Annotated in this window: 23 protein-coding genes; 11 read left to right on the top strand and 12 right to left on the bottom strand. The window is 64.0% G+C overall.

Annotated elements, in window-relative coordinates:
- Positions 1 to 103: 103 nt before the first annotated feature.
- Positions 104 to 871, bottom strand: a complete 768-nt coding sequence (locus C4S68_RS15475) for a glycosyltransferase family 2 protein (RefSeq protein ID WP_103933990.1) — start codon at positions 869 to 871, stop codon at positions 104 to 106.
- A 234-nt stretch (positions 872 to 1,105) separates the two neighbouring features.
- Here C4S68_RS15475 and C4S68_RS23260 point away from each other — a divergent pair, with 234 nt between their 5' ends.
- The 5 genes from C4S68_RS23260 to C4S68_RS15455 all read left to right on the top strand — a co-directional run bounded on the left by C4S68_RS23260 (position 1,106) and on the right by C4S68_RS15455 (position 7,194).
- Positions 1,106 to 2,320: a glycerophosphoryl diester phosphodiesterase membrane domain-containing protein gene (locus C4S68_RS23260; RefSeq protein ID WP_160115186.1), complete on the top strand. Its 1,215-nt coding sequence runs from the start codon at positions 1,106 to 1,108 to the stop codon at positions 2,318 to 2,320.
- Positions 2,298 to 3,344 carry a DUF4129 domain-containing protein gene (locus C4S68_RS15470; RefSeq protein WP_160115185.1) on the top strand — a complete coding sequence of 349 codons (1,047 nt, stop codon included), beginning with the start codon at positions 2,298 to 2,300 and terminating at the stop codon, positions 3,342 to 3,344. Before C4S68_RS23260 ends, C4S68_RS15470 begins: the two co-directional genes overlap by 23 nt.
- On the top strand, positions 3,341 to 4,594 hold the full coding sequence (locus C4S68_RS15465) for a DUF4350 domain-containing protein (protein ID WP_103933988.1): 1,254 nt from the start codon (positions 3,341 to 3,343) through the stop codon (positions 4,592 to 4,594). Before C4S68_RS15470 ends, C4S68_RS15465 begins: the two co-directional genes overlap by 4 nt.
- A 109-nt stretch (positions 4,595 to 4,703) precedes the next feature.
- Positions 4,704 to 5,708, top strand: coding sequence for an AAA family ATPase (locus tag C4S68_RS15460; protein WP_103933987.1), 1,005 nt, complete (start codon positions 4,704 to 4,706; stop codon positions 5,706 to 5,708).
- A 7-nt stretch (positions 5,709 to 5,715) separates the two neighbouring features.
- Positions 5,716 to 7,194 carry a DUF58 domain-containing protein gene (locus tag C4S68_RS15455; RefSeq protein WP_103933986.1) on the top strand — a complete coding sequence of 493 codons (1,479 nt, stop codon included), beginning with the start codon at positions 5,716 to 5,718 and terminating at the stop codon, positions 7,192 to 7,194.
- A 63-nt stretch (positions 7,195 to 7,257) separates the two neighbouring features.
- On the opposite strand, the gene C4S68_RS15450 is transcribed toward C4S68_RS15455, so the two are convergent.
- Positions 7,258 to 8,229 (bottom strand): stage II sporulation protein M, encoded by a 972-nt coding sequence (locus C4S68_RS15450; RefSeq protein ID WP_103933985.1) that lies wholly within the window; start codon positions 8,227 to 8,229, stop codon positions 7,258 to 7,260.
- 49 nt (positions 8,230 to 8,278) lie between these two features.
- Here C4S68_RS15450 and C4S68_RS15445 point away from each other — a divergent pair, with 49 nt between their 5' ends.
- Positions 8,279 to 9,118 (top strand): RDD family protein, encoded by an 840-nt coding sequence (locus tag C4S68_RS15445; protein ID WP_103933984.1) that lies wholly within the window; start codon positions 8,279 to 8,281, stop codon positions 9,116 to 9,118.
- A 141-nt stretch (positions 9,119 to 9,259) separates the two neighbouring features.
- Positions 9,260 to 10,384: a YihY/virulence factor BrkB family protein gene (locus C4S68_RS15440; protein ID WP_103933983.1), complete on the top strand. Its 1,125-nt coding sequence runs from the start codon at positions 9,260 to 9,262 to the stop codon at positions 10,382 to 10,384.
- 39 nt (positions 10,385 to 10,423) lie between these two features.
- On the opposite strand, the gene C4S68_RS15435 is transcribed toward C4S68_RS15440, so the two are convergent.
- Complete coding sequence (locus C4S68_RS15435; RefSeq protein ID WP_103933982.1) at positions 10,424 to 12,310, bottom strand: M61 family metallopeptidase; 1,887 nt, start codon at positions 12,308 to 12,310, stop codon at positions 10,424 to 10,426.
- Positions 12,311 to 12,315: 5 nt separating this feature from the next.
- A complete protein-coding gene (locus C4S68_RS15430; protein ID WP_103933981.1) occupies positions 12,316 to 13,650 on the bottom strand; it encodes an alpha/beta hydrolase family protein in 1,335 nt (444 codons plus the stop codon).
- 100 nt (positions 13,651 to 13,750) lie between these two features.
- On the opposite strand from C4S68_RS15430, the gene C4S68_RS15425 reads away from it, so the two are divergent.
- The 3 genes from C4S68_RS15425 (at position 13,751) to C4S68_RS15415 (ending at position 16,271) form a co-directional block, all read left to right on the top strand.
- A complete protein-coding gene (locus tag C4S68_RS15425) occupies positions 13,751 to 15,235 on the top strand; it encodes a sodium:solute symporter family protein (protein WP_103933980.1) in 1,485 nt (494 codons plus the stop codon).
- A gap of 103 nt (positions 15,236 to 15,338) precedes the next feature.
- Positions 15,339 to 15,749: a hypothetical protein gene (locus tag C4S68_RS23255; RefSeq protein WP_160115184.1), complete on the top strand. Its 411-nt coding sequence runs from the start codon at positions 15,339 to 15,341 to the stop codon at positions 15,747 to 15,749.
- A 51-nt stretch (positions 15,750 to 15,800) separates the two neighbouring features.
- Positions 15,801 to 16,271: a DUF1440 domain-containing protein gene (locus tag C4S68_RS15415; RefSeq protein ID WP_103933979.1), complete on the top strand. Its 471-nt coding sequence runs from the start codon at positions 15,801 to 15,803 to the stop codon at positions 16,269 to 16,271.
- Between the two features lie 110 nt (positions 16,272 to 16,381).
- Here the strand turns inward: C4S68_RS15415 and queD are convergent, their stop codons facing one another.
- The 5 genes from queD to C4S68_RS15390 are packed head-to-tail and all read right to left on the bottom strand — an operon-like array spanning position 16,382 to position 21,163.
- Complete coding sequence (gene queD, locus C4S68_RS15410) at positions 16,382 to 16,759, bottom strand: 6-carboxytetrahydropterin synthase QueD (RefSeq protein ID WP_103933978.1); 378 nt, start codon at positions 16,757 to 16,759, stop codon at positions 16,382 to 16,384.
- A gap of 55 nt (positions 16,760 to 16,814) precedes the next feature.
- The gene (locus C4S68_RS15405) at positions 16,815 to 17,081 is read right to left on the bottom strand and encodes a hypothetical protein (RefSeq protein ID WP_103933977.1); all 267 of its coding nucleotides are present in this window, start codon (positions 17,079 to 17,081) and stop codon (positions 16,815 to 16,817) included.
- A gap of 53 nt (positions 17,082 to 17,134) precedes the next feature.
- A complete protein-coding gene (locus C4S68_RS15400; protein ID WP_103933976.1) occupies positions 17,135 to 19,267 on the bottom strand; it encodes an ATP-dependent DNA helicase in 2,133 nt (710 codons plus the stop codon).
- A 6-nt stretch (positions 19,268 to 19,273) separates the two neighbouring features.
- Positions 19,274 to 19,708, bottom strand: coding sequence for a hypothetical protein (locus C4S68_RS15395; protein WP_103933975.1), 435 nt, complete (start codon positions 19,706 to 19,708; stop codon positions 19,274 to 19,276).
- Positions 19,709 to 19,750: 42 nt separating this feature from the next.
- Positions 19,751 to 21,163, bottom strand: a complete 1,413-nt coding sequence (locus C4S68_RS15390; protein ID WP_235011625.1) for a DUF3863 domain-containing protein — start codon at positions 21,161 to 21,163, stop codon at positions 19,751 to 19,753.
- Between the two features lie 151 nt (positions 21,164 to 21,314).
- Here C4S68_RS15390 and der point away from each other — a divergent pair, with 151 nt between their 5' ends.
- The gene (gene der, locus C4S68_RS15385; RefSeq protein ID WP_103933974.1) at positions 21,315 to 23,213 is read left to right on the top strand and encodes a ribosome biogenesis GTPase Der; all 1,899 of its coding nucleotides are present in this window, start codon (positions 21,315 to 21,317) and stop codon (positions 23,211 to 23,213) included.
- Positions 23,214 to 23,495: 282 nt separating this feature from the next.
- Here the strand turns inward: der and larB are convergent, their stop codons facing one another.
- From larB to larE, 3 genes are read right to left on the bottom strand one after another with little or no spacing between them, the layout of a single operon-like run.
- Positions 23,496 to 24,248 carry a nickel pincer cofactor biosynthesis protein LarB gene (gene larB, locus C4S68_RS15380; RefSeq protein WP_103933973.1) on the bottom strand — a complete coding sequence of 251 codons (753 nt, stop codon included), beginning with the start codon at positions 24,246 to 24,248 and terminating at the stop codon, positions 23,496 to 23,498.
- On the bottom strand, positions 24,245 to 25,579 hold the full coding sequence (gene larC, locus C4S68_RS15375) for a nickel pincer cofactor biosynthesis protein LarC (RefSeq protein ID WP_103933972.1): 1,335 nt from the start codon (positions 25,577 to 25,579) through the stop codon (positions 24,245 to 24,247). The genes larB and larC overlap by 4 nt, the downstream gene beginning before the upstream one ends.
- Before the next feature lie 26 nt (positions 25,580 to 25,605).
- Positions 25,606 to 26,436 carry an ATP-dependent sacrificial sulfur transferase LarE gene (larE, locus tag C4S68_RS15370; RefSeq protein WP_103933971.1) on the bottom strand — a complete coding sequence of 277 codons (831 nt, stop codon included), beginning with the start codon at positions 26,434 to 26,436 and terminating at the stop codon, positions 25,606 to 25,608.
- Positions 26,437 to 26,573: the final 137 nt, after the last annotated feature.

Genomic DNA, 26,573 nt, shown 5'->3' with positions numbered 1-26,573 from the left:
AAACGAAATCAAAGTAAGCGCCGAAAACAGAAGCCGCCGGGAGTCTTCCCGGCGGCCTCAGTCTTTCTCTACTCTCTACTCACTGCCCTCTACCCACTTCCCTCTACTCCTGCGTCTGTTCGCGGATGTCGATGTGGGTCTCGGTGAACGGGCGCTTCATGAAGGTGGTCCAGAGGTAGTTGATGGAGTAACGCGCAGCCATCGTGAACATGCCTTCCTTGCGCAGGCGGCGGGCGGAGGAGAACATCTTCAGCTCGAAGGTGAAGCGGACCTCGCCGACGTCGTTGAGGCGGCGGGCGATGTCCGTGTCCTCGCCGTAGAAGGTGATGTCGGTGTTGAAGCCGCCGATGGAGGCGAGCCCCTTTCGCGTGACCACGAAGTTGCCGCCCTGCACCATGGAACCAACGCGGAGCACGTAGCGGTTCAGCGCATAGGTGCACCAGGCCAGCATGTAGAAGCCATGCACAAAGACCCGCTGCGAGGGCGTGAGATCGAAGTAGAGGAACGGGCCGGAGAAGGAGACCAGCGGCCGGTCGGCATTCTTCGGAGCTTCCTCAAAGGCGGCGATCACCTTGGTGAGCCAGCCCGGAGTGAGGCGCGAGTCGGAGTCAATGTTGGCGATGAGGTCGCCAGTAGACGCGGCGAAGCCCGCCTGGCGGGCATAGGTGAGGCCCTTGCGCGGCTCATCGACCAGCTTGACTCCCGGATAGCGCAGGGCGACCTCGCGGGTCCGGTCCGTGCTCGCGTTGTTCACGACGATGATCTCCGTGACGTCCCGGAGTTCGGGCGTGATCTGAGCCAGAATCGATTCCAGGCAGGCAGGGAGGTAGGCCTCTTCGTTGTAGGCCGGTATGACGAAGCTAAGTCGCATGGTCTTCAGGCTAGTCGCCGTTGATTACAGCGTCGCAAATTCTCGAGGAGAACATGTACCGCAGGCGGCACCGTTCGACTCCGGGACGGGCGGCGCGGGATCGTCGCCAGTTGATGCTATCCTTCCGCAATCCAGCACATCGCGCCGGCCCGGTTCAACTGCCGCCGCGTACCCCGGAAGATTTGCCGGGATACGCCAGGCCGACCGCTTCGGTGGAGTGGAAGGAGTCTTCGCATGGCGTCAACCCCGTGGAGCCCGTCGCCAGCCCAGCCGACTGCGCCGCCCAACACCTCGCAAGGTGCGGCCTTCGAGCTGCGCCCGCTCTCGCTCGGCGAAATTCTCGATCGCATCTTTACCGTCTACCGTTCGCGATTCTGGCTGTTCTGCGGGCTGCTGGCGACCCCGGCGCTGATCCGGGTTCTGATGGCCGGCATTGTCGTTGCGGTCGCGCACTTCATGCGAGCGCGGGCCACGCAGGCGACCATCTCGCTGGTCTCTCTGGCCATCAGCTACTCGGCGAGCGTCCTTGGGTACCTGATCTTCTCGGTGGTGCATGCGGCGGTAGTTCATGCCCTTTACGAGACCTATCAAGGGCGCGACGCCTCCATCTCGGAGTCGATGAGCGCGGTCTCCTCAAAGTGGCTGCGTTACCTCGGCATTGGCGCGTGGCAGTTCTTCGTCAGCGGCGGACTGTATTTTCTGTTCGTGGTTCCGGGAGTGGTTCTTTCCACACGCGCCACGGCGAACAACAACCCGACGATGCTCATCGCCGCCGGGCTGTTGATCATCCTGGGAGCGTTCATCGCCATTCCGGTGGGTGCGTTCCTTTATCTGCGTTATGCGCTGGCGATCCCGGCTTCGGTGCTGGAAGACCTTCCGGTCCGGGCGTCGATACGCCGAAGCAAGGTGTTGTCCGCCGGAACCAAGGGCCGGCTGCTGGTGGTGCTGCTGGTGGTCGTCGCCATGTACATGGTCGTCGCCGCGCTGGAGGCTCCGCTGGGCTACGTGGCCGTGAGAGCGGCCATGCGGCACCAGGAGGCTCTGTGGGCGCAGGCGATCAACCTCGTCATCTCGTTCCTTGGAACCTGCATGGTCGGGCCCATCGGAGCGCTGGGCATCGCGCTGGTGTACTTCGACCAGCGGGTGCGGAAGGAGGCCTGGGACCTGGAACTTCTGCTGGGAGGCTCCGCAGCCGCAGGCACTCCTGCACCGGTGGCGACGCAGAACAACGGGTCGTGGGTCCAGCCAGAGCAACCCAGGTTCATCACCGCAGACGCAGTGCAGCCCGCGCCGGATGGAGGCATCTACCAGGCGCTGGTGGCCAGGCCGCGAGCTCCGCTATCGACCGACGCACCCGCAACGCCCCCTTTGCCTGAAGCAGAAGCTCCTGGCTCAACGACTACATCTGACATCCCTCCGGGCACCGATGGTCACAGCGAAGGCCTCTAACTCGCGCACCTCCGCCGGGCTCCTTGCTGTCCTGCTGGCGGCGGCGACGGGGATGGGCTCCACCGCCCTCGGCGAGTCCCTGCCTGCAATCACGGCGGGGGATCTTCGCGCGCAGATCGGGGAGATGCGAGCGCTCGTCGCGGCATGCGCGGCAAAGGCGGAGGCGTGCGACTCCGGCAAGGTCGCTAATGATGGCAACGTGGGCGAGCCCGGCAAGGATGGTGGCTACGCCCAGCACTGGATCTGGCTGCGCACCACCCTGGATGAGGCCCGCAAGGCCAAGCCGGACGAACGTGCTACGGAGATGAAAGGCGCCACCGCGCGACTCGACGAGTTGGAGAGTGAAGCGAAAGCGCCCGCCACCGCGCCTCCGGCGGAGTCCAACGCCCGCCGGCAGGTGGACGCGATCCTCGCACGGCCGGAGTTCCAGCACGTGAAGGGCACGTCCTGGATGGACCGCTTTGCTGCTCGCTTCTGGCAGGCGATCAATAGCCTCTTCAACGGTGTCGGCAAGGTGGGCCGATCGACACCATGGATAGGCCCTCTGCTGGAGTGGGTCTTCTTCCTCGGCGCGGCAGCGGGATTGGCTTTCGTGATGTTACGCGCGCTGGCTCAGCAGCGGCTGCAGGTAAAGCTGAGCGCGGGTTCCTCCGCCCACGCGGCGATCTGGGACCGCGAATCCACGGACTGGGCCGAACACGCGGAGAAGTGCGCCGCAGCTCACAACTGGCGGGAGGCGCTGCATGGGCTGTACTGGGCAGCGATCCTGAACCTGGAGTCGCGGCGGATGTGGCGTCATGATCCCTCGCGGACGCCGCGTGAATACGTCCGCCTGCTGGCGCCGGGGAGTGAGCAGCGGGAGGCTCTGGCGAAGCTGACCCGAATCTTCGAGCGCGCCTGGTACGGCCTCGAGAGCTCGAATGGCGAAGAGTACCGCGAGGCGCGTGCCTTGTACGAACGCCTGGCCACGGCATCGGCTCAGTCGCCTTCCGCACCGGAGATCGCCGCCGGGGAGGCTGCATGAGCTATCGCGTCAGCCGTCGGGACAAGTGGATGCTGGGTTCGATCGCAGGGGTCACGCTGGTGCTCGTGATCGTGATTGCCCTGCTTGCGCCCGCGAGCTCGGACAATGATCCCCGCCCGACCACGATGAACGCCGGAGACGGGGGCGCCAAGGCGGCGTACCTGATGCTGCAGGCCCTGGGCGTGCCCACGGAGCGCTGGGAGCGACCGATGGCAGAGCTGAGTGATGCGGACGCCCCGCACACGACGCTGATCCTCGCAGACCCGAGCTTCACCGACCAGCAGGGCAAAGAGCTTGCCTCCGAGCTGCACCGGTTTCTCGAGCACGGCGGGCGCGTGATTACCACGGGCTGGGGTGGGGCGCAGCTTCTGGACGGCAAGGTGGAGTTTGTCGGTCAGCTCGCCAAGGGTCTTTGCCTAACGACACCGGAAGGTCCCGGCGAACTTGCCGCGGCGGGTCACGCGCAGTTCCAGGCCTACCTCCGCTGGGCGAAGCCGGGGCCGCAGTATCGCGTGGAGCAACGGTGCGGACTCGATCCCGTGGTGGTGCGGTTTTCTGTGATCGGAAAATCGGGTGTGGGCGAGGCCATCTGGTGGACCGAAGCGACTCCCCTGACCAATGGCGGCCTGAAGGACGATGCGAACCTGAGGCTGTTCCTCGCCAGCCTGGGACCTGACCTGGGCCATGGACGCCGCGTGTACTTCGACGAATCGCTGCGGACGGTTCGCGAGTCGTTGTGGGACTACGCGCGCGGCCTGCCGCTTACGTGGCTTGTACTGCAGGCGATGGCCGTAGGCGCGCTGCTGCTCTTCAGCTTCAGCAGACGCCGAGGGCCACTGCGTCTGCCGGTGACTCTGCCGCGCTCGTCGCCGGTCGAATTTGCCGAATCGATGGGCGACCTGTACGAGAAGGCCGGCGCGCGGATCGCCGCTATCGGCGCGGCACGGCGACGGCTGGATCGTGTGCTGACACGCGAGGCCGGGCTGCCGCAGGCCGTCCTCGCAGAGGGGCCAACAGCAATCGCCGCTTCCCTCTCCAATCGCCTCGGAGGCGAATGGACGCTGCTGCGGGATCTGCTTGAACAGGCTGCCGAAGCGGACGAGAAGAAGCTCACGCCACGCAGCACCCTGCATCTTGTCCGCGGCATCCACGAGCAGGAGATGCGCCTGCACGCCATCCTTCATCCCACCACTGAAATGGCAGCACAGCAAAGAAAGTCAGTGGCTCCAGCTGCGAACAGCAGCGGATAGGACCGACCGCCTCCGCTGACACGAGTCAGGCGCTGCCAACGAGAACGACGCGACACCGCCTTAGTGCAATACCGCTACAACACAGCTAGCAGCAGGAGATACGACCAGCATGGCCAGTCACGAAACCGGCGCAGTATCAGGAGTTGGAGCAGGAGTCGCCGCCGCCACGGAACTCTTTACACGCGGCCGCGATCAGATCGGGCGCATCATTGCGGGCCAACAGGAGGCCGTGGAGCAGGCGCTTGTGACCATGCTTTGCGGCGGTCATGCGCTGCTGGAGGGCGTGCCCGGCGTTGCCAAGACGCTGACGGTGAAGACGCTCGCGCGCTTCCTCGGCCTCGAGTTTCGCCGCGTGCAGGGCACCCCGGACATGATGCCCGCCGACATCCTCGGCACGAACATCTTCACGCCTGCCTCCGGCGATCAGCCCGGCGGCTTCCGCTTCCATCCCGGCCCCGTGTTTACACAGTTCCTGCTGACGGACGAGATCAACCGCATGCCGCCCCGCACGCAGGCCGCACTGCTGGAGTCGATGGAAGAGCGGCAGGTGACAGCCGATGGCGAACGACGTGCGCTTGACGATTTCTTCACCGTCTTCGCAACGCAGAATCCGGTCGAGTTCGAAGGCACGTATCCTCTGCCCGAAGCGCAGCTCGACCGCTTCCTGCTGAAGATCATGATCGACTACCCGAGCGCAGCGGAGGAGCGCACGGTGCTGGAGCGGCACCATGCCGCGCACACCATGACGGCCCTCGCGGATACTCCGATCGAGCCTGTGCCGGTTGAGTTGCTGAGCGCGGCGCGAAACGAGATCCGCAGCGTGCGCGTGGAAGACGATATCTTCGACTATCTGCTTGCCGTTGTGCGTCGCACCCGCGAGTGGCCGGCCATCTCGCTCGGTGCAAGCCCCCGTGCGAGTGCAGCGTTGCTGCTTACATCGAAAGCCTTTGCAGCTCGCGAGGGACGCGACTTCGTGGTGCCCGACGATGTGAAGGAAGCTGCTCTGCCGACGTTGCGCCATCGCCTGGTGCTGCGGCCCGAGGCTGAGCTTGAGGGCATGAGTTCCGACCGCGTGCTGCGGGATGTGCTCGCCGCAACGCCGGTGCCGAAGTAGAGACACGATGAGGACGCTGATCCCACCTTCGGCCTCGGCCGCCGCGCAGCCCTTGGGCAAGCGGATCCGCTGGATCTCATTCGGCCTCACGCAGCGTGCCCTGCTGCTGCTGGCTGGCGGTCTGCTGCTATCCATCCCGGCGTTCTATCACCCGCGCGCCATCGGCTTCATGCTGTTGTGGGACACGCTTGTGCTGGCGCTCGCCGCACTCGATCTGATACTGCTTCCGCGAGCTGCGGCGTTCACCGTGCGCCGCACGTTTCTCGATTCCCCACAGCTGGGCGAACCGACGCGTGTAGAGCTGGGCGTTATGCACACCGGCAGCGGTGTCCTGCACGTCGTCGCTATCGATGACCTGCACGCTGGGCTCATCCTTCAGCCCGCAATGCAGCAGATCGAAGCCTTCCCGCAGGACGAGAACCTCAGCATCACGACGCTGAGACCCGGCCAGCGGGGCGACTTCGCCCTGGGCAAGGTATATCTGCGCTATCGCAGCGCGCTGGGGCTGATCGAACGCTGGGCCGCTGCGCTGCCTGTCGTCCAACGCATCGAAGGTCCACAGCCGCAGCCCGTGCGAGTCTTCCCTGCGCATGAAGACAGCCGAGGCACAACGCAGTTCTACCTGCTGCGCGCGAGGCAGATCGAGATGCAGCGGCGCAAGCTGCAGATGCGCGGTATCGGCCGCGACTTCGATTCGCTGCGCGACTACCAGCCCGGCGACGAGCTCCGCAACGTGAGCTGGACGGCGACGGCGCGGCGTGGCAAGCTCGTGACTCGCCAGTTCACGGTGGAGCGCTCGCAGCAGGTGTGGGTGGTGCTCGATGCCGGCCGCCTCTCGCGCACGGCCTTCGAACTGCGGCGATCGGTGAACGAGGTGGTTGCCGAGACGGATGCCGAGCGGGAGCGCGCGCACGCGATGACGGTGACCCAGCTCGACCAGGCGACCACGGCGGCGACGATGCTGGCGCAGGTGGTGTCCATCTCCGGCGACAAATTCGGCATGATGACGTACGGCCGCAGCGTGCAGCAGCTGCTGATGCCAGGCGCGGGACCGATGCACGTTCGACTGCTGCTGGACCTGCTGAGCCAGACTCGCAGCGAGGCTGCCGAGGCGGATCATCTGAATGCCATCGCGAGATTGAAGAACGTACAGCGCCGTCGTGGGCTGATCGTGTGGATCACGGAGCTCGCCGACGCTGCGGGCACGCCCGAGCTGGTGATCGCCGCGACGGAACTTGCACGACGCCATCGCGTGGTACTGGTGCTGCTGCACCATCCCGAGCTCGATGCCCTCGCGGCGAGCGCACCCACGACGAGCTCGCAGATGTACCACGCAGCCGCGGCAGAAGAGATGCTGGAGCGCCGTCGAGAACGCATCGCGAAGCTGGAGCGCTCGGGCGTGCTCATCGTAGAGACCACCGCCGAAGAGATCGGGATACGCGCGGTGAGCCAGTATCTCGAAGTGAAGGCGAAGGGAATGGTGTAGGGGCGGACAGTAGAGGTTAGACAGTAGTGTGCAGGCAAGAGCCTTCGATTGCTTGTCTGCTGTCTACGCTCTACTGTTTGCTGTCTCAGTCGCTCGTCCGCCCAGGTACAGCCACAGGCAAAGCCCGACGAACAGCACGCCGCCCACCCCGAACTTGATGCCCACAGCGATGTGATTCGGAGAGAGAAAAGCCTCCAGCGTGCCGGCGATGATGAGCAGCGGGATCGTGCCGCTGACGATCTGCACGGCGTCGGAGCCAGCGATCGCCATCGAATCGCGGCGGCGCAGGTTGCCTGGGAAGAGAATGCCCGCACCGAGGCGTAGCCCGGCCGCGCCCGCGAACATGATCGACGGCAGTTCCAGCGCGCCGTGTGCGGCGATGAAGCTCCACAGGCTGAGTGCCATGTGATGCTGCGCGCAGATGACCGCGATGACGCCCAGCATCAGCCCGTTGTTGAACAGCGAGTACAACGTGAAGAGGCCGCCCGTGATGCCACCAATGAACGTAAGGAAGCACACCATGATGTTGTTGGTCATGATGCTGGAGGACTCTTCCGGCTTCACGCTGAGGATGCTGTCCGTCCACATCTTGTGCTTGTCGAGGTCGGCGATGCGTTCTGCGCCGAAGAAGGCGACACCGAACTCCGGACGCACCATGGTGATGATGGCGCCCAGGGCCGCCGTCAGCAGCGTGATGGCAATCGCCGCATAAACGTAGCCATTGAAGCGGCGGATGACGCGGGGGTAGCCGTGCACGAGGAATCGCCATACGGTGAGCGCCGAGAATCGCTGCCCGGAGTAGACATAGTTATGCGCGCGGCTGACGATCTGGTTGAGATATTGCTCGATGGCTCGCGAGCCGCGGTCTGCGCGTGCCGCCGAGAGATCCGCCGCAGCCTGCCGGTAAAGCAGGCCGAAATCGCGAAGCTCCGGGTGCGACAGCGAGCGCACGCCGAAGGTCTCGGCCTGCCGGGCGAGCGTCTCGAGCCGACTCCAGTTATCCTTGCGTTGACTGATCCAGGAATTGCTCAGCACAGGTCTACCGCCGCAGGTCACCGCAGAGATTCAAAGCAGAGGGCACAGCATGGGAAGCTTCGAGCGCCACCACTTTAGCGATCAGCTTAGCATCGACACACCGGAGCGGGTCGATCTTCGTTTCAATATTGCCGGCATCGGCAGCCGCTTCGTCGCGGCGCTGCTGGATGGCCTGCTGATCCTTGCGTTCTTCTTTGCGGAGATGCTGATCATCTTCGGGGTGGCGGCCGCCACAGCCGTCACGCGGGCCGGAGGCAGGGGCGAGACATGGGTCGAGCACTGGGCGACGGCCATCCTGATATTCATCAACTTCGTCATCGTGTGGGGATACTTTGCGATCTTCGAAGCGGTGTGGCATGGTCAAACGCCCGGCAAGCGCGTGATGAAGCTGCGGGTGCTCAAGGATTCGGGCCGCCAGATCACATTCTTCGAGGCACTGGCGCGCAACCTGATGCGATTTGTCGACTATCTGCCCAGCGCGTACGTTGCCGGGGTCATCGCCATGCTGTGCAACAAGCAGAACAAGCGTCTGGGCGACCTCGTGGTGGGTACGATCGTCGTGCATGAGAGCCTGGCGGAGCAGCCGCTCATGGTGCAACCGACGCTTCCCCTCGCGGCTGCCGAAGCGCCCGCATGGCAGTCGCAGCCGGTGCCGGCTGTGTTCCCGGCCGATGCCATTGCAAAGCTGAGCCAGCAGGACCTGATCGTGATCGATGCCTTCTTCGCACGCGCACTGGACCTTTCGCTCGAGACCCGGGCAACAATGGCGCAACGCATCGTGCAGCAGATGGCAGCGCGGATGAATGTGCCGCTGCCGGAGGGCAACCCGGAGCGTGCACTGGAGTCGATCCTGTACGGGATCCGTGGCGGGGCGCACACGCTGCGATAGGCTGCGCGGCGGCACAAGCTCTTCACATCGCACCAACTCGCTTCGTCGTGGACGCATCTGAGGTTGCAGGAGCGACCTTCGCACGGTCAAGGAGCCGCCCGCGCGGTGCAAACGCAGGCATCGCGCCGTAGAAGGGCCCCGATGCTTTCCTCCGATTCAGCCTCGACCAAAACGCAACCCGCAATCGAGATAGGGCCAGCGCGCGAACTCGCTCCCGCCATTGCGCCAGCTATCCCAACGGCACATGCACCCGTCAACGCGAAGGACCACACCATAGCGCACGTCGACCCGTGGGCGCAGCGCATCTGGGACCGCGTCTCGCACTCGCCGCTGCACAGCCTTTGGGACCTGCAGGGTGTTCCGCCTTCGCTGATCGCGAAGCGCACGCTTGCCGCGCTGCTGGACGACAACCTGCTCTCCCGTGCAGCGGAGATGGGCTACTACTTTCTCTTTGCGCTGTTCCCCACGCTGGTGTGCGCGAGCGCGCTGCTGGGCCTTGTGGCACGACGCGCAGGCGAGTTCTACGACCACCTGCTCCAGTACCTCGCGCTGGTGGTGCCGCACACCGCCTACAGCATGGTCATCGACACGTTCAACCAGACGACAGCTGCGGCGACGCGGGGCAAGCTGACCTTCGGTATCGTGGCTGCGCTGTGGTCAGCGTCGGTGGGCTTCTCTGCGATGCAGGACGGGATGAACACCGTCTACAAGGTGAAGGAGACGCGGCCTTACTGGAAGGCCCGCGGTGCGGCGATCCTGGTAACGACGCTGCTCAGTCTGCTCGTCACGGGCAACCTCGCGGTGCTGCTGGTGGGTGATGCCGCGGCGAGGTTTGCACATCTGCGCATCCACCATCACTGGCTGGAGTGGACAGCGATTGTCCTGATCCACACCGTTGCGACCGTTGTAGCGCTGGCGTTGCTGATGCTGCTGTTTGCGGTGATCTATTACTTCGCGCCCGACCTGAAGAACAAGGTATGGCGATGGCTGACGCCGGGCGCAGCACTGGGAATCAGCGGCTGGCTGCTCACATCGATCGGGCTGCGAATCTACCTGCACTACTTCGACACATACTCGCTCACCTATGGCTCACTGGGGGCTGTCATCGTGCTGCTGACCTGGTTCTACCTGAGCGGGCTCATGCTGCTCCTGGGTGCGGAGGTGAACTCGGAGATTGAAGCTGCGGTGGCCGAACGCGGGATGAAGCGCGAAGGCGCCATCCCGCAACAGGTGAGTGCAGAACCCGGCACGCAGCCGACTATGTAAGTTTTTCTACTCCCTACTCACTGACCTCTACCCACTCCCCTACTTCACCATCGGCTCCACGATGTCATCGAGGCGGTCCTTCGTGCCGGGTACGCGCTCGAAGTGCGGATACTTTTCGCCGTCGTGGTAGTCGAGGTGAATCATCTTGAAGTAGCCTGTGTTCTCGACGATCAGTTCGACTGCGGGACCCTTACCCGCGGCATCCTGCAGTGCCTGATGCATCAAGGCAGCGGAGTACGCCCGGCCATTGACCGCGACGATGTGGAAGCCCGGAGCGACACCGGCCTTGTATGCCACGCCGCCTATGATCGCGTCCTGCACGATGCCGTTGGCATCCACCTGCAGACCCACCGAGTAGCGTGCATCGATACCACCAACGCCCGCCGAACTCTCCGTCAGTTGCGACCAGTAGTCAGGCTTGTCGGTATAGATGAGCTTGTAGCCGGAGAGCGCATCGATGCCAGCCATCTCCGGTGCATGGGACTCATTGGAGTCGAGGCGCGCGCGCAGGAAGGCCTCCCAGTCGTTGGGCACCACAGCGTTGAGGCCCTTCACTACATCGTTGAAGTCATACGGCACGACCATGGGACCGGTGTTGCCATTGAGGCCGTGGAACGCCGCAGCGAAGTCATTCAGCGACTTCTTGCCATCGGTCTTGGAACGGATGGTGAGATCGACTTCGAGCCACAGCAGCTCGCCTTCATCGTAGTAGTCGGTGTCGCGGCGGTAGTTGTCATACGCTCCGCCGGTGAGATAGAGCACCTGCGCGAAGGTCGCGGTGTCCTGCAGGTCGCGCCATGTCCGGCCAGGGCGGGCGTCGTTGAGATACGCCGCAATCGTGGCGAGCCTGTCGCGATAGATCGCGTTGTTCCAGATGCCGCAGCGGGCCGCGAGCACATCGCCGAGATACTCGGTGAGGCCTTCGTACACCCACAGCAGGTCGCCCTTCATCGGGTCTTCGTAGTTGCCTGTAGCAAGCCCGATGGGCCGGCGGTACTTGCCGTTCCACGAGTGCGTGAACTCGTGCGGCAGCAGCAGGCCATTGCCGATGAACTGATCATCGTCGACGAAGGTCTTCTCCGCAACGCGATCGTCGGACGACTGATGATGTTCGAGGCCGAAGTGCGCCACCTGGTCAGAGAGCGTCACGAGGAAGTGATACGAGTTGTAGTGGCGCGACTTGTAGAGAGCGCCCGTCTCGCGGATGAGCCGAGAGAACTCATCGATATGCTCCTGCGAGAGCTTGATGTCTTCCGGGCCATCGCCGGCGAGATCCAGGTAGTGCTTCGGAGTGATCTCCGCAGCCAGCGGGATCTCGCGGAACCAACGGCCAGCGAGGACAGGCGAATCGATCAGCTGATCCATCGCAACCGGCTTGAAGCTCGTAGTCTGACCCTGCTTGCTGGTGGCCTCCAGGGCCGTGCCGAAGTTCCAATCCACCGGGACGGTGACCGACGGCGTGAACATCACCTTCGCGGGATCGGAGCCCTTCGGGGTGACGAGCAGCGTGTTCCAACTGAGCAGCGCAAGGTTGTTGCTGGTCGAGCCACCCGCCGTGAACGACCCTCCCGAGACCGCGAGGAAGTCCATCTTGATGTTGAGCGTGGTGACGCCCTGCGGCACCGTGACGTGATACGCAAACATCTCGACCGGGTCACGCTCCCACTTCACACGCTCTCCGCTGGGCGTGGTGATGATGAAGCCTGCCTGGTTCTGGATCGGTCCGTCCGGCATGTGCTCGCCGGGAATCCACTTGGGATACATCAGGGTGAGCGGGCCCGGCTGCACGGTGAGCGTCTCGGTCGCATGCAGGATGTGCCGGGAAGCGTCGGTGAGATCGACCGCGAGCGTAGCTGAAGGAGTCTGCGCGAAAAGGCTGCCGGCGGCAACCGCAAGGAAGGCTGCGGAGAAAGACCGAAAAAGCATGAGGTTTAGTGTACGCGCAGCTTCTCGGCAGCCTCCTGCTCCACGGCCATGGTCTTTGCGGCCCATGCCTCATAGGTGAGCCGATCTTTCACACGCTGCCAATCGGCATCCGGCAACACCATCAGATCTCCGCGTGGGATGCCCGGCAGGCCCGTGCCGACAGCATCGAGGCCCCCTTCACGATCTTCGCGGAAGTAGTTCTTCGAGATCGCAACATGGTTGGCGGTGATCCATGTGCTGACGTGCGTGGTGCCCTGCGCTTCGATGATCGCGTTGGTCTTCCAGAACGGAAAGTGCAGCTGGCTGTTGAGCCACTCCACACCATCGCGATTGACCCACGACGTGCGATGGCTGATGCCCGGATAAAAGACCGCCTGAAACATCGCGCTCTGCGGCAGGCCGAAGTCCTTCATCGTGCGATCGTGCAGCTCCTGGAACCACGCCGCGTTGTGATGCGGGATGTCCATCACCGTGTCGTTGTCGCCATTCATGATCAGCATGGGATGGTGAGAGCTCGCGATGAGCGCATAGAGGATCTCGCCACGCGCAGGTTCGCCCTTGATCTTCAGCCACGGCAGCAGCGCACGATACGGCGGCGCTTGGCAGGGGTTCCTGTTGACGTCGAAGTAGCCGCCTGCGGCATCGTCATACGTTCCGCCACCCGAGAGCACCACGGCCGCGATGCGGTGGTCGTAGTAGTCCATCGCAGCCGCCAGACCGGTGATGAAGGCGCCCATGCTGTAGCCGGCCACGCCGATGCGCTTCGGATCGACCTCAGGCTGCGCACGCAGGTAGCTGATCGCCTGCGCGAGGTCCACCTGCATCAGCCCGGCTAGCCTCTGTCCCCAATCGTCATGGGGAATGGGAGCCGGCGGCGTCACATCGGCATCGTGAGGCGAAGGGTTCTCCATGCTGGCCTTGCGGGCGTTGCGCTCCCCTTCGCCGATGGGGTCGTACGTGATGACGACCGCGCCGGCCTTGGCGAACATCATGCCCGAGTAAAACGCGTACCAGCCAAACTTGTCCGAGCCGTGGCCGTTCACGATGACGATGCCCGGCAGCTGGCCCTTGTACTTCGTCACCTTCGGATCCGGACGGTAAACGATTGCCGGGACCAGCATTTCCGATGCCGTGCTGTAGGTCACGCGGTCTGCCAGCACGCCAGGCGTCGGAGAAAAGGTCGACCACACCTTCGCGTCCAGCGCGGGAAGCTTGCTGTCATATGGCGTATGGAGGACATCGTGCATCGAGGCCTCCCAGGCGTCCTGAGAGTCCTGCGCGGCGCATCCGATCCCCACCGCCATGACACTCACCGCAGCCAACCAACGCACGATTCGCATACAGGAAGCATAGCTCCGGAAGCGGCCATCTTCACTTGGATCAATCTGCCGGGGCGATCACGGTGGGTGGGCAGGGAAATGCTCTAGAATGGCCCCACCCATGACTCTCTACGTCATCGTTCTTGGTCTCATCGTTGTCACGCTGCTGGGCGTGTCTCTCGCGCGCCTTGGCAAGACCAAGACGAAGGCGGACTACCTCGTGGCGGGCCGGTCGCTGCCTGCCTTCGTGCTGGTGTTCACGCTGCTTTCCAGCTGGATCGGCTCCGGCTCGCTGCTGGGCGGAGCGGAGAACGCCTATAAGCATGGCTTTGCGGCGCTGTGGCAGGCCGCCGGCGGTTGGGCGGGGCTGGCGCTGATCTACTTCATCGCGCCGCGAGCACGGAAGTTCGCGCAGTTCACCATCCCCGACCTGCTGGAGTCGCGCTACAACCAGACGGCCCGGGTGCTGGGCGTCATCGCGGTGCTGTTCACCTACACGGCCATTACCAGCTACCAGTTCATCGGCGGCGGAGACATCCTGCACCTGATCTTTCCCCAGGTGACCGCAATCCACGGGCGCTACATCCTCGCTGGCTTCGTGATCCTCTTCACCGCGATCGCGGGTATGGGCTCGGTCGCATACATGGATGTCGTGATCGGCATGCTCGCCAGCGTGACGCTGATCGTGGCGCTGCCGGTGCTCATCCACCTGGCCGGCGGTTGGAGCGGCGTGCAGGCGGCGCTGCCTGCAACGCACTTCCAGCTCTTCGGCGACCTGCGGCCGATCTCCAGCTATACGCGAACGCTTCCCGACGGGACCCACGAGCAGGTCAAATCCGCGCTCGCAATCTTCCTGCCCACCTGCCTGCTCATGTTGGGCAACCAGTCGATGTACCAGAAGTTCTTCTCCGCCAAGAGCGAGAAGGACGCGACCCGGGCGACGCTGGGCTGGATCGTCGGCACGGTCATCCTGGAGAGCGTCATCGTGGGCGTGGCGGTGGTCGGATCAGCGATCTTCCGCACCGGTGAGGTGGCCCAGAGGCCGCGCGAGATCCTGGCCTACACCGCGACCCACGCCTTTAGCGGAAGCCCCGCGCTGCAGCTGCTCGGAGCCCTGCTGGTGGGGGCCATCTTTGCCAAAGTGGTCTCCACGGCCAACAACTACCTGTTTTCCCCAGCGACGAATTTGGTCAACGACATCTTCGTGCGCTATCTTCGCCCAGAGGCTTCGAACGGCGAGGTGCTGATGGTCTCCCGTGCGATGGTCATCCTGCTAGGGATATGGGCGCTGGTGCAATCAATCGCGGTCACCAGCGTGCTGGAAAAGAGCCTGCAGGCTTATACGATTTACTCTGCGGCGCTGACACCCGTGATCCTGGCCGCGTTCTTCTGGAAGCGAGCCACGGCCGGGGGTGCTGTCGCCAGCATCGCCGCTGGCACCGTCATAACCCTTGCCTGGGATCGCCTGGGGCCGCTCTTGCCTCCGGCGATCGGCCAGCAGGATGCGATTCTTCCGGCGCTGGTCGCCTCACTCGCTGGACTGATCGTTGTCAGTCTGATCTCCCCTCGGCCCACCCAGGAACAGCTTGCAAAGTTTCAGCCGTAAGTCGTCACAACAGTTGGCCTAAACTCAGGCAATAATATTGGGGCGGATCGAACCCCGCCGCATCTAAACCCGCACGTGGGAAGTTCCCACGAGGAGACGATCGATGTTTTCCATCCAGCCGCTCACCGCCTTGGACCTGACCAGCCCACTGCTGCTGGCCCTCGCCGGCAACTCGACCGCCCAGTCCACAGATCCCGTCCAGACCTCTTTCCTGCCCCCCACCGAAGCAGCCGAGCCCCTCTTTGCCGCGTATGACGAAGATGAGGACGAGGAGGAAGAGGACGAAGAAGATGAGGACGACGACCTCGAAGACGACGACGATGAGCTCGACGAGGAGGACGATGAGTTCGAAGACGATGAGGATGAGGACGACGAAGACGACGAGGATGAGGACGAAGATGAAGACGAGGAGGACGACTACGTCGACTACGACGACGATGACCCGGACTCCGAGGACGAGGACGACCCGACCATGACCGGCGGTCGTCGCAAGCGTCCCGGCTACACGTTTTAGCCCTGACACGTCCATGCAGCGCGCCCGGCCCGGGCGCGCATCTCACTCATCGTGCAAGATAAAAAGCCAACCCGCTCGCTCTCCAAAGCTCTCATCGCCGGTCTTGTCGCTGGCGTCGTCGCCACTGCGGCCAAAAGCCTGGCCGAACGGTTCTACCCTCCGCGTACGCATGGCGAGCCTGAGCCACCCGAGGAGCTCGCCGAGCGCATCGCAGGCCACAAACTTTCCCCGCAGACCAAGCACGTCGCTGCCGAGAGCCTTCACTGGGCTTTCGGTGCGGCTGCCGGCGCAGCGTATGGAGCGCTTGCCGAGTACTATCCCGCGGCGACTGCCAAGGAAGGCGCTGCCTTCGGCATGGCGCTGATGACCCTGACCCACGAGGCGGCGCTGCCCGCTCTGGATCTGGGAGCGGCCGCCGAAGACCAGACGCCACGCGAACACACCAGCGAGATGGCATCGCACGTCCTCTACGGCGTGGTCGCCGAAAAGGTGCGCGGCTGGGTGCGGCGCGCCATCGACTAACGCCGGCGCCGTGAGTGTTTTGTGGTGCGTCTGCGCCCAAAACACGGCTTCTATCAGGGACCGACAAACCAGAGAACCGAATCCCTAATCCCTGATCCCTAATCCCTGCCTTACTCGTAGTAGCGAGCGAAGCTGGTATCGGTCTCGTAGAGGGTGCAATCCTTCACGCGAACGCGGCCGTCGGTCATCGCCTTCACGTGGTCGCTGGTCTTCTCGAAGAAGTACTTCGCCAGGTTCTCGGCGGAGGGGTTCACGACGTCGAACGGCTCCAGCTCGTTGATCATCTGGTGGTCGAGGTACTCGACCGTGGGACGCAGGACGAGCTTGAGATCCTTGAAGTCCAGCAGAAGGCCGCTCGCGTCTAGGTCCTGGCCGACGAGCGTGACCAGCACGCGGTAGTTGTGTCCGTGCGGGTTCTCGCACTTTCCCTTGTAGTTGCGCAGGAAATGCCCGGAAGAAAACCCTGCCTGCACGGTGACTTCAAACATCACTCACTCCAACGACGCCAATCGCGCCAATACCCATTGTAGAAGCTCGGGACACTTAGCGTGCCCTGCGCTGGCGGCGTTCGGTGCGCTCGCGCTGGCGCTGATCGGCGGCGCGACGGTCCGCCTGTTCAAACAGCGACGACAAGGTGGCTCCCAGGGCGGACATCAACGCGAACAGAATCAGGCCTATGCCCATCATGCGCCACATGGGCGCGTCGCTCGGCGAGCCCACGGTGTGCACGAAGCTGCTGAAGGAGATCAGCAGCGAGAGCAGGCCAAGGCCGCCGAGTGTGCCAGCCAGGATGTAAAGGTTGCGTCCCATAACGTCTCGTCTAGTTTACCGGCTCGGGGCGCGGTCTACCGGCTTGCACGCGATCACTTCGTGCCAGCGGGTGACGGTTCCTCGAAGAACCGCTCCACATCCGTAATGTCATCCGTCCGCCGATACGGCGGCAGCGACTCCAGGAACGTCGCACCGTAACGCGTAGTGCGAACGCGGGGGTCGAGCAGCATCAGCACGCCGCGGTCGTTCAACGAGCGGATGAGCCTCCCGAAGCCCTGCTTGAGCGCGATGACCGCCTGCGGTACCTGAAGGTCCGCAAAGGCATTGCCGCCGGCCGCTGCGATGGCGTCGGTGCGGGCTTTGAGGATGGGGTCGCTGGGCACGGCGAAGGGCAGCTTGTCGACGATGACGCAGCTCAACTGCTCGCCCTGCACGTCGATGCCCTGCCAGAACGAACTCGTGCCGAAGAGCACGGCGTTGGGGGTATTGCGAAACTCCTCGACGAGCACGTGCCGGGGCGCGGAGCCTTGCAGGAGCAAGGGAAAGGGCAGCTCCTGCAGCAGGCGGTCGTGCAGGTCGCGCATCTGCGCATAGCTGGTGAAGAGGCAAAACGCACGCCCCTTCGTGATCTCCAGCACGCGGCGAATCTTCTCCTGCGCCTGGCGCACGAACTCGGGGTGCCGCGGCTCGGGCATGGAGTTGGGCAGGTACAGCAGCGCCTGCTTCGCGTAGTCGAAGTGCGACGGAACAATGAGCTCCTTGGGCATCGGCACGCCGAGGCGCTTGCGCAGATGCGTGAAGCCCGGCGTGGTCTCGCCTGCGACGATGGCGCTCTTCTCCGCCACGGCCAACGTTGCCGAGGTGAGGATGACGCTCGGATAGCTCATGTAGAGCGAGTCCGCGAGCACGCCCGAGACATCGATGGGCGTGGCCTGCACATGCGTGGAGTAGGCCTGCGCGGCATCGCTGGAACGCAACAGCCGAGCGGCGTTGCGCATGTTTCCCGTTGGGCGGCGCTCGATCCAGAAGACGTTGTTCGTCTCCTCGCTCTCGAGCAGGAACTTCATGTGGGCCTGGATGTCCTGCGCGCGCTTGCGCAGGCCGCTGGCCTCTTCCACCTCGCGCAGCCGCTCCAGCTCACCGCTGAGCTTCTCCAGCGCATTGAGCGCGCCCATATACACATCGCCGCACTCTTCGAGGAAGTCCTCGCGGTCGTGAAACTCCATGCGGCCCATCGGATTGCCCGACGGCCCGTTGGGCATGGGCAGCGCAGAGAAGAACAGCCGCGCGCGTTGGCGGATCATCTCGCACGCACCGGGGATGGACGCCGTGTACACGCCCTTGGCCTTGAGCAGCGCCTCGACATCGCGTGCGAGCTCCTCGAAGCGGGCATTCGATAGCGCCACGCCGAAGTACTGCGAGGCCACGTCCTCCAGCTCATGCGCCTCGTCGAAGATCACTGCCGCCGCATCGGGCAGGATGCCGGCATCGCGCGCGCCATCCGACTGCTGCTTGATGGCGAGGTCCGCGAAGAACAGGTGGTGATTGACGATGATGATGTCGGAGTCCAGCGCCTTGCGCCGCATCTGCGTGATGAAACACTGCTCGAAGCTGGGGCAGCTCTGGCCCAGGCACACCTCGCTGCGGGCATCCATCTTGTGCCACAGTGGCGAGTGCTCCTGCAGCGTGACCAGCTCGGCGCGGTCGCCGGTCTCGGTCTCGCGCTCCCAGTTGGAGATGCGGTGAAACTGCTCCACCTCCTCGAGCCCGCGCAGCAGCGGGTTGTCGCGCAGCGCGTAGAGCTTCTGCCGGCAAAGGTAGTTCGCGCGGCCCTTCATGTAGCACACGTCGAGCGGGCCCAGCAGCGATTCAAGGAACGGTACGTCCTTGAAGAAGAGCTGCTCCTGCAGGTTCTTGGTGCCGGTGCTGATGATCACGCGCTGCCTCTGCTCGCGCGCATGGCGCAGCGCGGGCAGCAGGTACGCGAGCGTCTTGCCGGTGCCCGTACCGGCCTCCACGATCAGATTGCGGCGGTGGGTCAACGCTTCCTCGACCGCCTGCGCCATCTTGTACTGGCCGGGCCGGTGCTCGAAGGCCAGCGAGGAGTCCGCCAGGATGCCGCCGGGGCGAAAGAACTCATGCAGCGAAGGCAGCCGTCGCCGCTCGGACGCCGCGGCCTCGAGCTTTTTCTCGAGCTTGCTTTCGATTGGAGGCGGTGGCGGCATCAGATCTCATGATAATCGCCCTTTCTTCGCCTTCCAGATGAACCACAAGATTCCCTGCATCGCGAGGTAGCCGATGATCCAGAAAGCGAGCGGCCATGCGAGGTCTCGCGCTACCTGTCCGAGGGGAAAATACGAGTCATTCAGCTCCGTGCGCAGTGCAACCGCGACGACAATCGCACCGACGACGTAATGCAGCACAAGCAGCATGGGCAGCATCCACTTGGCTCCCCGCGCCGCCACATATCCTGTGTTGCCCCAGTAAATGACGACCAGCGGAAGGCCGTAGTACCCCATCCATTGGACGGGTATCGGCGCAGCCATCAGCAACAACGGCTCAACGAGTCCGTGTCCACCTCCTCCGAGCACAAGGGCCGCCGAGCCAAGAAGGAAATAGGCGGCGGTGGCGCTCAAGATCGCGGTCGGGATGGGTTTGGCTGTCATGAATCTCGAAGAAGGTGTCAAGGGAAAGGTTATTGCATCTCGTTACAGGTAGGCCTTGAGCTGCGGCAGCGTTGCGAGGACGAACTCCAGATCCTGCGGATCGAGCTCGGCCAACGGCCGCGGCTTGTCCTGCGGGCGCAAGCCTTTCTGGTTGATGCGATTCATCAGGCTCCAGTTCTTTGCCGGGTGCTGCGGGCTGGGGTCGGGCGGCTCCTGCGCGGGCAGGTCGTAGCGGGTGAGATCGATGACCTGGCGCGGGGTGTTGCTGTGCCAGTCGCGCAGCAGGGCGAGGCGGAAGCTGCGGTTCATGAACCACTCGATCTCGAGGTTGTTGTACGAATCGCCCAGCCCGGAGCCTCGTTCGAGGAAGCTCACATTGAGCTTGTCGTTGTTGGGGAAGGTGCTGCGGTACAGCGCGCCGTACTCGCCGAAGGTGACGAAGCGGGCGTCGGGCCAGCGTTTGCGCGTGTCCGTCACCCACATGCGCATCGCGGAGCAGACGAGGTCCATGCCGAACTCGTAGACCATCTGCGCCTCCCAGATGTTGGTGACCCAAGCGAAGCCGTTGCGCTGGAAGCCTTCGTCGAAGTGGATGCTCTGGGTGTGCATCACCTCGCGATGGCCGAGGTCCAGGCCCCAGCCGACGTAGGTCTCGATGGGCCCGACGCCCCGGCGGCTGTTGTAGCCGGTCAGCTTGTGGTCCAGCGCCCCGCTGCGGCGGGCGCAGATGAAGTCCATCGTCCAGCCATCGAGGTTCACGCAGTCGATGAAGTCGGCAGCGCCCTGCGCGGGCTTACAGAAGTGCTCCGTAGAGGGATAGAACGGGTACGACGGCGAGCCATCCGCGCCTCCGCCGTCGATGGCATGCTGGCTCCAGATGACCGCGTGCGCCGCGTGGATCTTCTCCTTTTCGGCCAGGTAGCGCAGCGTGTCGGCGGAGAGAAAGCCGCCCATCACGCAGCCGGGGCGGTAGCCCTCGCCAACAAACGAGGTGATGATCTGGAGGGCCTCCGTCATCTCGCGGTTCACGCGCTCGCGCGGAAGGTACATCGCGGGAAAGTAGCCGGGGAAGTAGGAGATCTCGTCGCCGAAGCGATGGTGGCACTCGACCGCGTAGGCCCGGATCTGCTGGTAGTTCTTGCGCTTGTCTTCGAGCGCGTTGAGCGTGAAGCCCCAGGTGAGGCGGCCGTCGGGATTGCCTGTGGCGAAGGCCTCGCGCAGCGCGCGCACGCCTTCCAGCGTGTGCCAGGCGGACTCGTCGCGATCGAGCAGCTTGACGTCGCGCGAGACCTCCCATGGCGTGGTGCGGATCATGAGGCAGAGCGTGATGAGCCGCTGGCCGCGCACGGTCGTCGCGGTGGGTTGCGGAGCAAGCATCGCCGGGATCTTCTGCGCGCGCGAGGCGGCGGCGGCACCGCTCCACAATGCCCCTTGCAGCCAACGTCTTCGATTCAACCTGTCACCTCGCGCAACGCCAGACGGAGTGGAGGACTGGCCCCCGCATTCTACGGAAGGCCGCGACAGAGGGAAACAGAGGCCAACATGGAGCCTCGAAGAGCCGCGAATGGCGGCCCGACGGGGCCAAACGTGCGACCATAGAAGAGATATGGCTCCGAAGCGTGGAACGACAAAGCGGTTAGGCAAGAAACACCGGCAGGCCAGCACCCGGCCCAAGCTGGGCCGCAACCCGAAGCAGGGAGCCGACAAGACTTCCGCAAAGACCGCGGCGGTCTCTCCGAAGAAGCGTAAAGAGATTGCTGCGAAGAAAGCTGCCGCCGAGAAGGCAGCGCGGATCCCTGCGCGCAGCCCCGAGTTCGAGCACAAGAAGACGCTGGCTCCCGGCAGCAAGGCCGGCGCTGAGCCGACGCGCGCACGCACCCGCCGTCCTCTGCTGAGTGGCGCCGTGGGCACAGGCGATGAAGAGCGCGACTGGAAGGAAGCTGAGAAGCTTGCCAGCCGCCTGACGCTGGTCCCTGACGCGGGCCATCGCGACCCGTACCGCATGCCGCTGGTCGCCATCTGCGGCCGCCCCAACGTGGGCAAGTCCACCCTGTTCAACCGGCTCACCGAATCGCGCCGCTCCATTGTGGGCGATGAACCCGGCATCACGCGGGATCGCATCTACGGCGAGGTCGAATGGTCCGGCCGCACGGTGCGCCTGGTCGATACCGGCGGTGTGATTCCTGACGATGAAGCCCTGATCCCCAGCGAGATCTTCCGGCAGGCGCAGGTTGCGCTGGAAGAAGCTGACGCGATCATCATGGTGGTCGATGGCCGCACCGAACTGGCCTCGCCCGACCGCGAGCTGGCACGCCTGCTGTTGCGCAGCGGGGGCAAGAAGCCGCTGTTCCTCGCGGTGAACAAGGCCGACTCTGCGGAGATGTTTGCGCAGGCCGAGAACTTCCGCCAGCTGGGCTTCAAGAACGTACAGCCCATCAGCGCCGAGCACGGCAATGGCATCGGCGACCTGCTGGACGAGGTGTGGGCCGCGCTGCCGCCGGAGTTTGTCGCCGAGGAGCCCGAAGAGAGCCTCGACACCGAAGAGACGGAAGAGCTTGAGGACATGGACGGCGGCGGTGATCCTCTGCCGGGCGCCCAGCAACCGCCCGACGAAGAGACCGGCACGCCGGAGCGCAGGTTGCGCTCTCATGCCGAACATGTACCGACCGAGACGAAGGTCGCCATCATCGGCCGCCCCAACGTCGGCAAGAGCACGCTGCTGAACGCGCTGACCGGCACCGAACGCGCAATCGTCTCACCCATCGCAGGCACCACGCGCGATGCGGTCGACGAGGTCGTGCATCGTGATGGCCACGACTTCCGCTTCATCGACACCGCCGGCATCCGCCGCAAGGGCAAGACCAAGCTCATGGCCGAGAAGCTCTCGGTCATCATGAGCCGCAAGCATCTTGAAGCTGCGGACGTGGCTCTGCTGGTGATCGACGCGATTGAAGGCGTCGCCGCCGCCGATGCCAACATCGGCGGCTACGCGCACGAGAGCGGCCGCAGCGTCATCATCATCGTCAACAAGTGGGACCTGATGACCAAGGCCGGTCCTGACGGCAACCGCGCGTTCGACGGCGGCCCGATCGCCGACAAGAAGGTCTATGAGCAGCAGGTGCGCGACGCTCTGAAGTTCCTGGACTACGCTCCGCTGTTGTTCATCTCGGCCGCAGAGTCCAAGGGCATCGGCGAGGTCTTCAAGAAGATCGAGCTGGTTGCGCGCGAGCGCCGCAAGCGCGTGTCGACCGGCGCGATGAATCGGTTCCTCGACCGCATCGACTTCCAGCGCGCCAGCGTGCCGATGAACAAGCGCGTCAAGATCTACTACATGACGCAGGCCGCCGTAGCTCCACCCACCTTCGTGCTCTTCACCGACCGCGATGTGAAGCTGCACTTCAGCTACGAACGCTTCCTCGCCAACGAAGTGCGCGACAGCTTCAAGTTCATCGGCTCACCGATCTGGTTCAAGGTGAAGTCGCGGAACAAAAAGAAGGAAGAGTAGCTCCGTTCCGCCCTAACCCTGTCAACCCCACCCGTCCCGCCGGCAACGCGCAAACCCGCGTCAATGCAGCTCAAATCCATCACCTGCGGCCTGGCGTACTCCCCCCTCGCCAGCCGCTATCATGGAAGAAGTGCTCGAAAAGCAGGAGACGCGTCGCAGCCTCTTCCGCGAGGACTGGGCCCCGGATCGTCTGCGGCCTCAAGCAGCGCAGCCAGCCAGGGGTAATCCCCGCCTCTATCCCGATTGCGATCAGGATTTTATCGACACCCGGGGGTAGGGGGGTCACCGCTCCCCGGCACGTGCAATCATCGTCGCCGTATACGCCGCGCCAAAGCCGTTGTCGATATTCACCACCGTCACGTTCGGGCTGCAGGAGTTCAGCATCCCCAGCAGCGCGGTGACTCCACCGAACGAAGCTCCATAACCCACGGACGTCGGCACAGCGATCACCGGCACTCCAACGAGCCCGCCAACGACGGAAGGCAGTGCCCCCTCCATCCCCGCGCACACGATGACCACGTCTGCGGCATCAAGCTGCTCGCGAACAGCCAGCAAGCGATGGACGCCAGCAACGCCAACATCATAGAGCCGCGTCACCTCGGCGCCGAAGGTCTCGGCTGTTACAGCAGCTTCCTCCGCAACAGGAAGATCGCTCGTTCCTGCACAAACCACAGCGATGTGCCCGCGCCGTGCCGTCTCGCTTCGACGCAATGAAACGGTCAGCGCCAGCTCGTGATGCTGAGCTGAGGGATGTTCCGCGAGGATCGCCGCAGCAGCCTCTGCAGCAACGCGTGTCGCCAGTACATCGACACCGCTCACTGCCAACGCACGGAAGATCTCCAGCACCTGCTGCGTTGACTTGCCCGCCGCATAGATCACCTCCGGCAGCCCCGAACGCAGGCTGCGATGATGATCGACGCGAGTGTGGCCGAGATCTTCGTACGGCAGCGAGCGAAGGCGCGACGCTGCATCTTCCGGCGATAACGCACCCCGCTCCACCTGTGCCAGCACCTCAAGCAGTTGCGGCTTCGTCATCGGGACTCCGCCGACTTGTTCGTCCAGGCAGCCATCGCGGCCTGCTGCACAAGCTTCACCGCGACGTCACGAGCCTCTGCTGCTGCACGGCAGTCTTCGAACTCCGGTGCGGCATTGAAGACCTCACTGCCACGCAAGCCAAGCTTGATGCGAATCTCTCCAAACTTCGTCGCAACCGTCTCGAAGCGCCGCTCGAGGACGATGCGTTCATCACGCCGTATCCGCAGCCCGAGCGAGCTGGTCTCTCGCAGCAGCAGCGACTGCAACGCTTCGGTAGTCGCATCGCTCGCGAGCACCGTGATGAGCGTACCTGGCCTTCCCTTCTTCATGATGACGGGCGTGAGCATCACATCGAGCGCACCCTTTGTCAGGGCAAGCTCGGCCACGTTCGCCAGCAGCTGCGGCGAGAGGTCGTCGATGGCCGTCTCAATGACGGTGACCATCTCACTCACCTGTGCCAGAGCTTCACCGAGGCTTAGCCTCAACACATTCGGGAAGCCATGCGGATTGCGCGAGCCCGCGCCATAGCCGATGCTCTCGATCTGCATTGCCGGCTGCGGTCCAAACTCGGCATCGAGCACACGCAGCAACGCGGCGCCGGTCGGCGTCACGAGTTCCTTCTGCACATGCGCCGAGTACGTTGGCACGCCGCGCAGCAGATCGGCCGTCGCAGGCGCAGGCACAGGAAACGTGCCGTGCGCGCACTCCACCATACCGCCGCCAACATTGACCGCCGAGCTGAACCATTTGCCCACGTTGAGGTGATGAATCCCCGCGCTGGCAGCAACGATATCGACGATCGCATCGACAGCTCCTACTTCATGGAAGTGGATCTGCTCCACATCCACACCATGGATCTTCGCCTCGGAGGCTCCCAGCAGTTCGAAGGCGCGAATGGCTGTACGCTTGACCGGCTCCGCCAGCGAAGCGGCCGCGATGATGCGGCGAATCTCCGTCAACGAGCGGCCATGCGAGTGGTCGCGACTGTGCGTGTTCGTCTCATCATGAGCGTGCTCGTGAGGTTCGTGGTCATGATGATGGCCGCCCTTGTGCTCATGCTGCGTCTGCGGATGATGCGAGTGCGTATGCTCCTGCTGCTCCGGCATCGCGTCGGATGTGGCATCTTCAGCAAGCCGCTCGCCTTCCATCACATGCACCTTGGTGGACATAATGCCGCTGCGATCCACACGCTCCACGCGCAGGCTCGCACCGATGTTCAGAGTGGCTGTGGCTTCTTCCAGCACGGCGAGCGGCACACCCGCATCCAGCAGAGCGCCGAGAAACATGTCACCGGAGATGCCGGCAAAGCAATCGAGATACGCAATCTTCATAGGTCCTTGTCGTTCTTTCGCGCGACTCAACGCGCGGGCCTTACCGCCGAGACTGGCAGCACATCATTCATCGAGCCGGAGCGATACCCCTGCGTGTCCAGCGTGGTGTAGGTAAAGCCAAGTGGCCGCAGCGCGTGCGTGATGGCATCGAACATCTCGACATTGAGCGCACGTGCAAGATCTTCGCGAGCGATCTCTACACGGGCGAGATTGCCGTGATGCCGCACGCGCACCTGCGCAAAGCCCAGCGCGTGCAGTGCATCTTCAGCCTGCTCCACCTGCGCGAGCGCCTCCACCGTTACCGCACGTCCATATTCAATGCGCGAGGACAGGCAAGCGCTCGCGGGCTTGTCCGCGAGACTGAGTCTGGCCTCGCGTGCCAGGGTGCGGATCTCAGCCTTGGTCAACAACGCCTCCGCCAATGGAGCAACCGCATGATGCATCGAAGCCGCGCGCTGACCGGGCCGGAACTCGCCATCGTCATCGAGGTTGCGGCCGTACGCGAGATGCGCGAAGCCCAGCTCCGAACGCGCTTGCTCCATGCGCGTAAAGAGCTCGTCCTTGCAGTGAAAGCAGCGCTGCGCATCGTTGCGGGCGTAGTCTTCGCTCTCCAGCTCAGCCGTCTGCAGGATGCGCGTGGGGATTCCGTGCTGCGCCGTGAAGTCGAGCGCCGCCGCCAGCTCGCGTCGCGGCAGGGAGGGCGAGTCCGCGATCACCGCGAGCATGCGATCTCCCAGCTCCCGATACGCCTTCCATGCCAGGAACGCCGAATCCGTGCCGCCCGAGTAGGCGACCAGCACCGAACCGAGCGAACCCAGCTGCTCCGCGAGCTTAGCCGACTTGTCCTTGAGATCCATTTCTTCCTATCGAAGGAGGCTGCCGCGTGCGCCGCTGCAACCATCCTCCTTCAGGGTATGCTGGAGGCGTATCCACGGCCAAGTTTTCCGTCCTTCTGCGAATCGAACCGATCCGCAGACGTTCGTGTATTCCGTGG

The organism is Bryocella elongata, assembly GCF_900108185.1.
In the GTDB taxonomy this organism is placed as follows: Bacteria; Acidobacteriota; Terriglobia; order Terriglobales; family Acidobacteriaceae; genus Granulicella; species Granulicella elongata.
The sequence above is the reverse complement of the archived record's forward strand: the minus strand, read 5'-3'. Positions and strand labels throughout refer to the sequence as shown.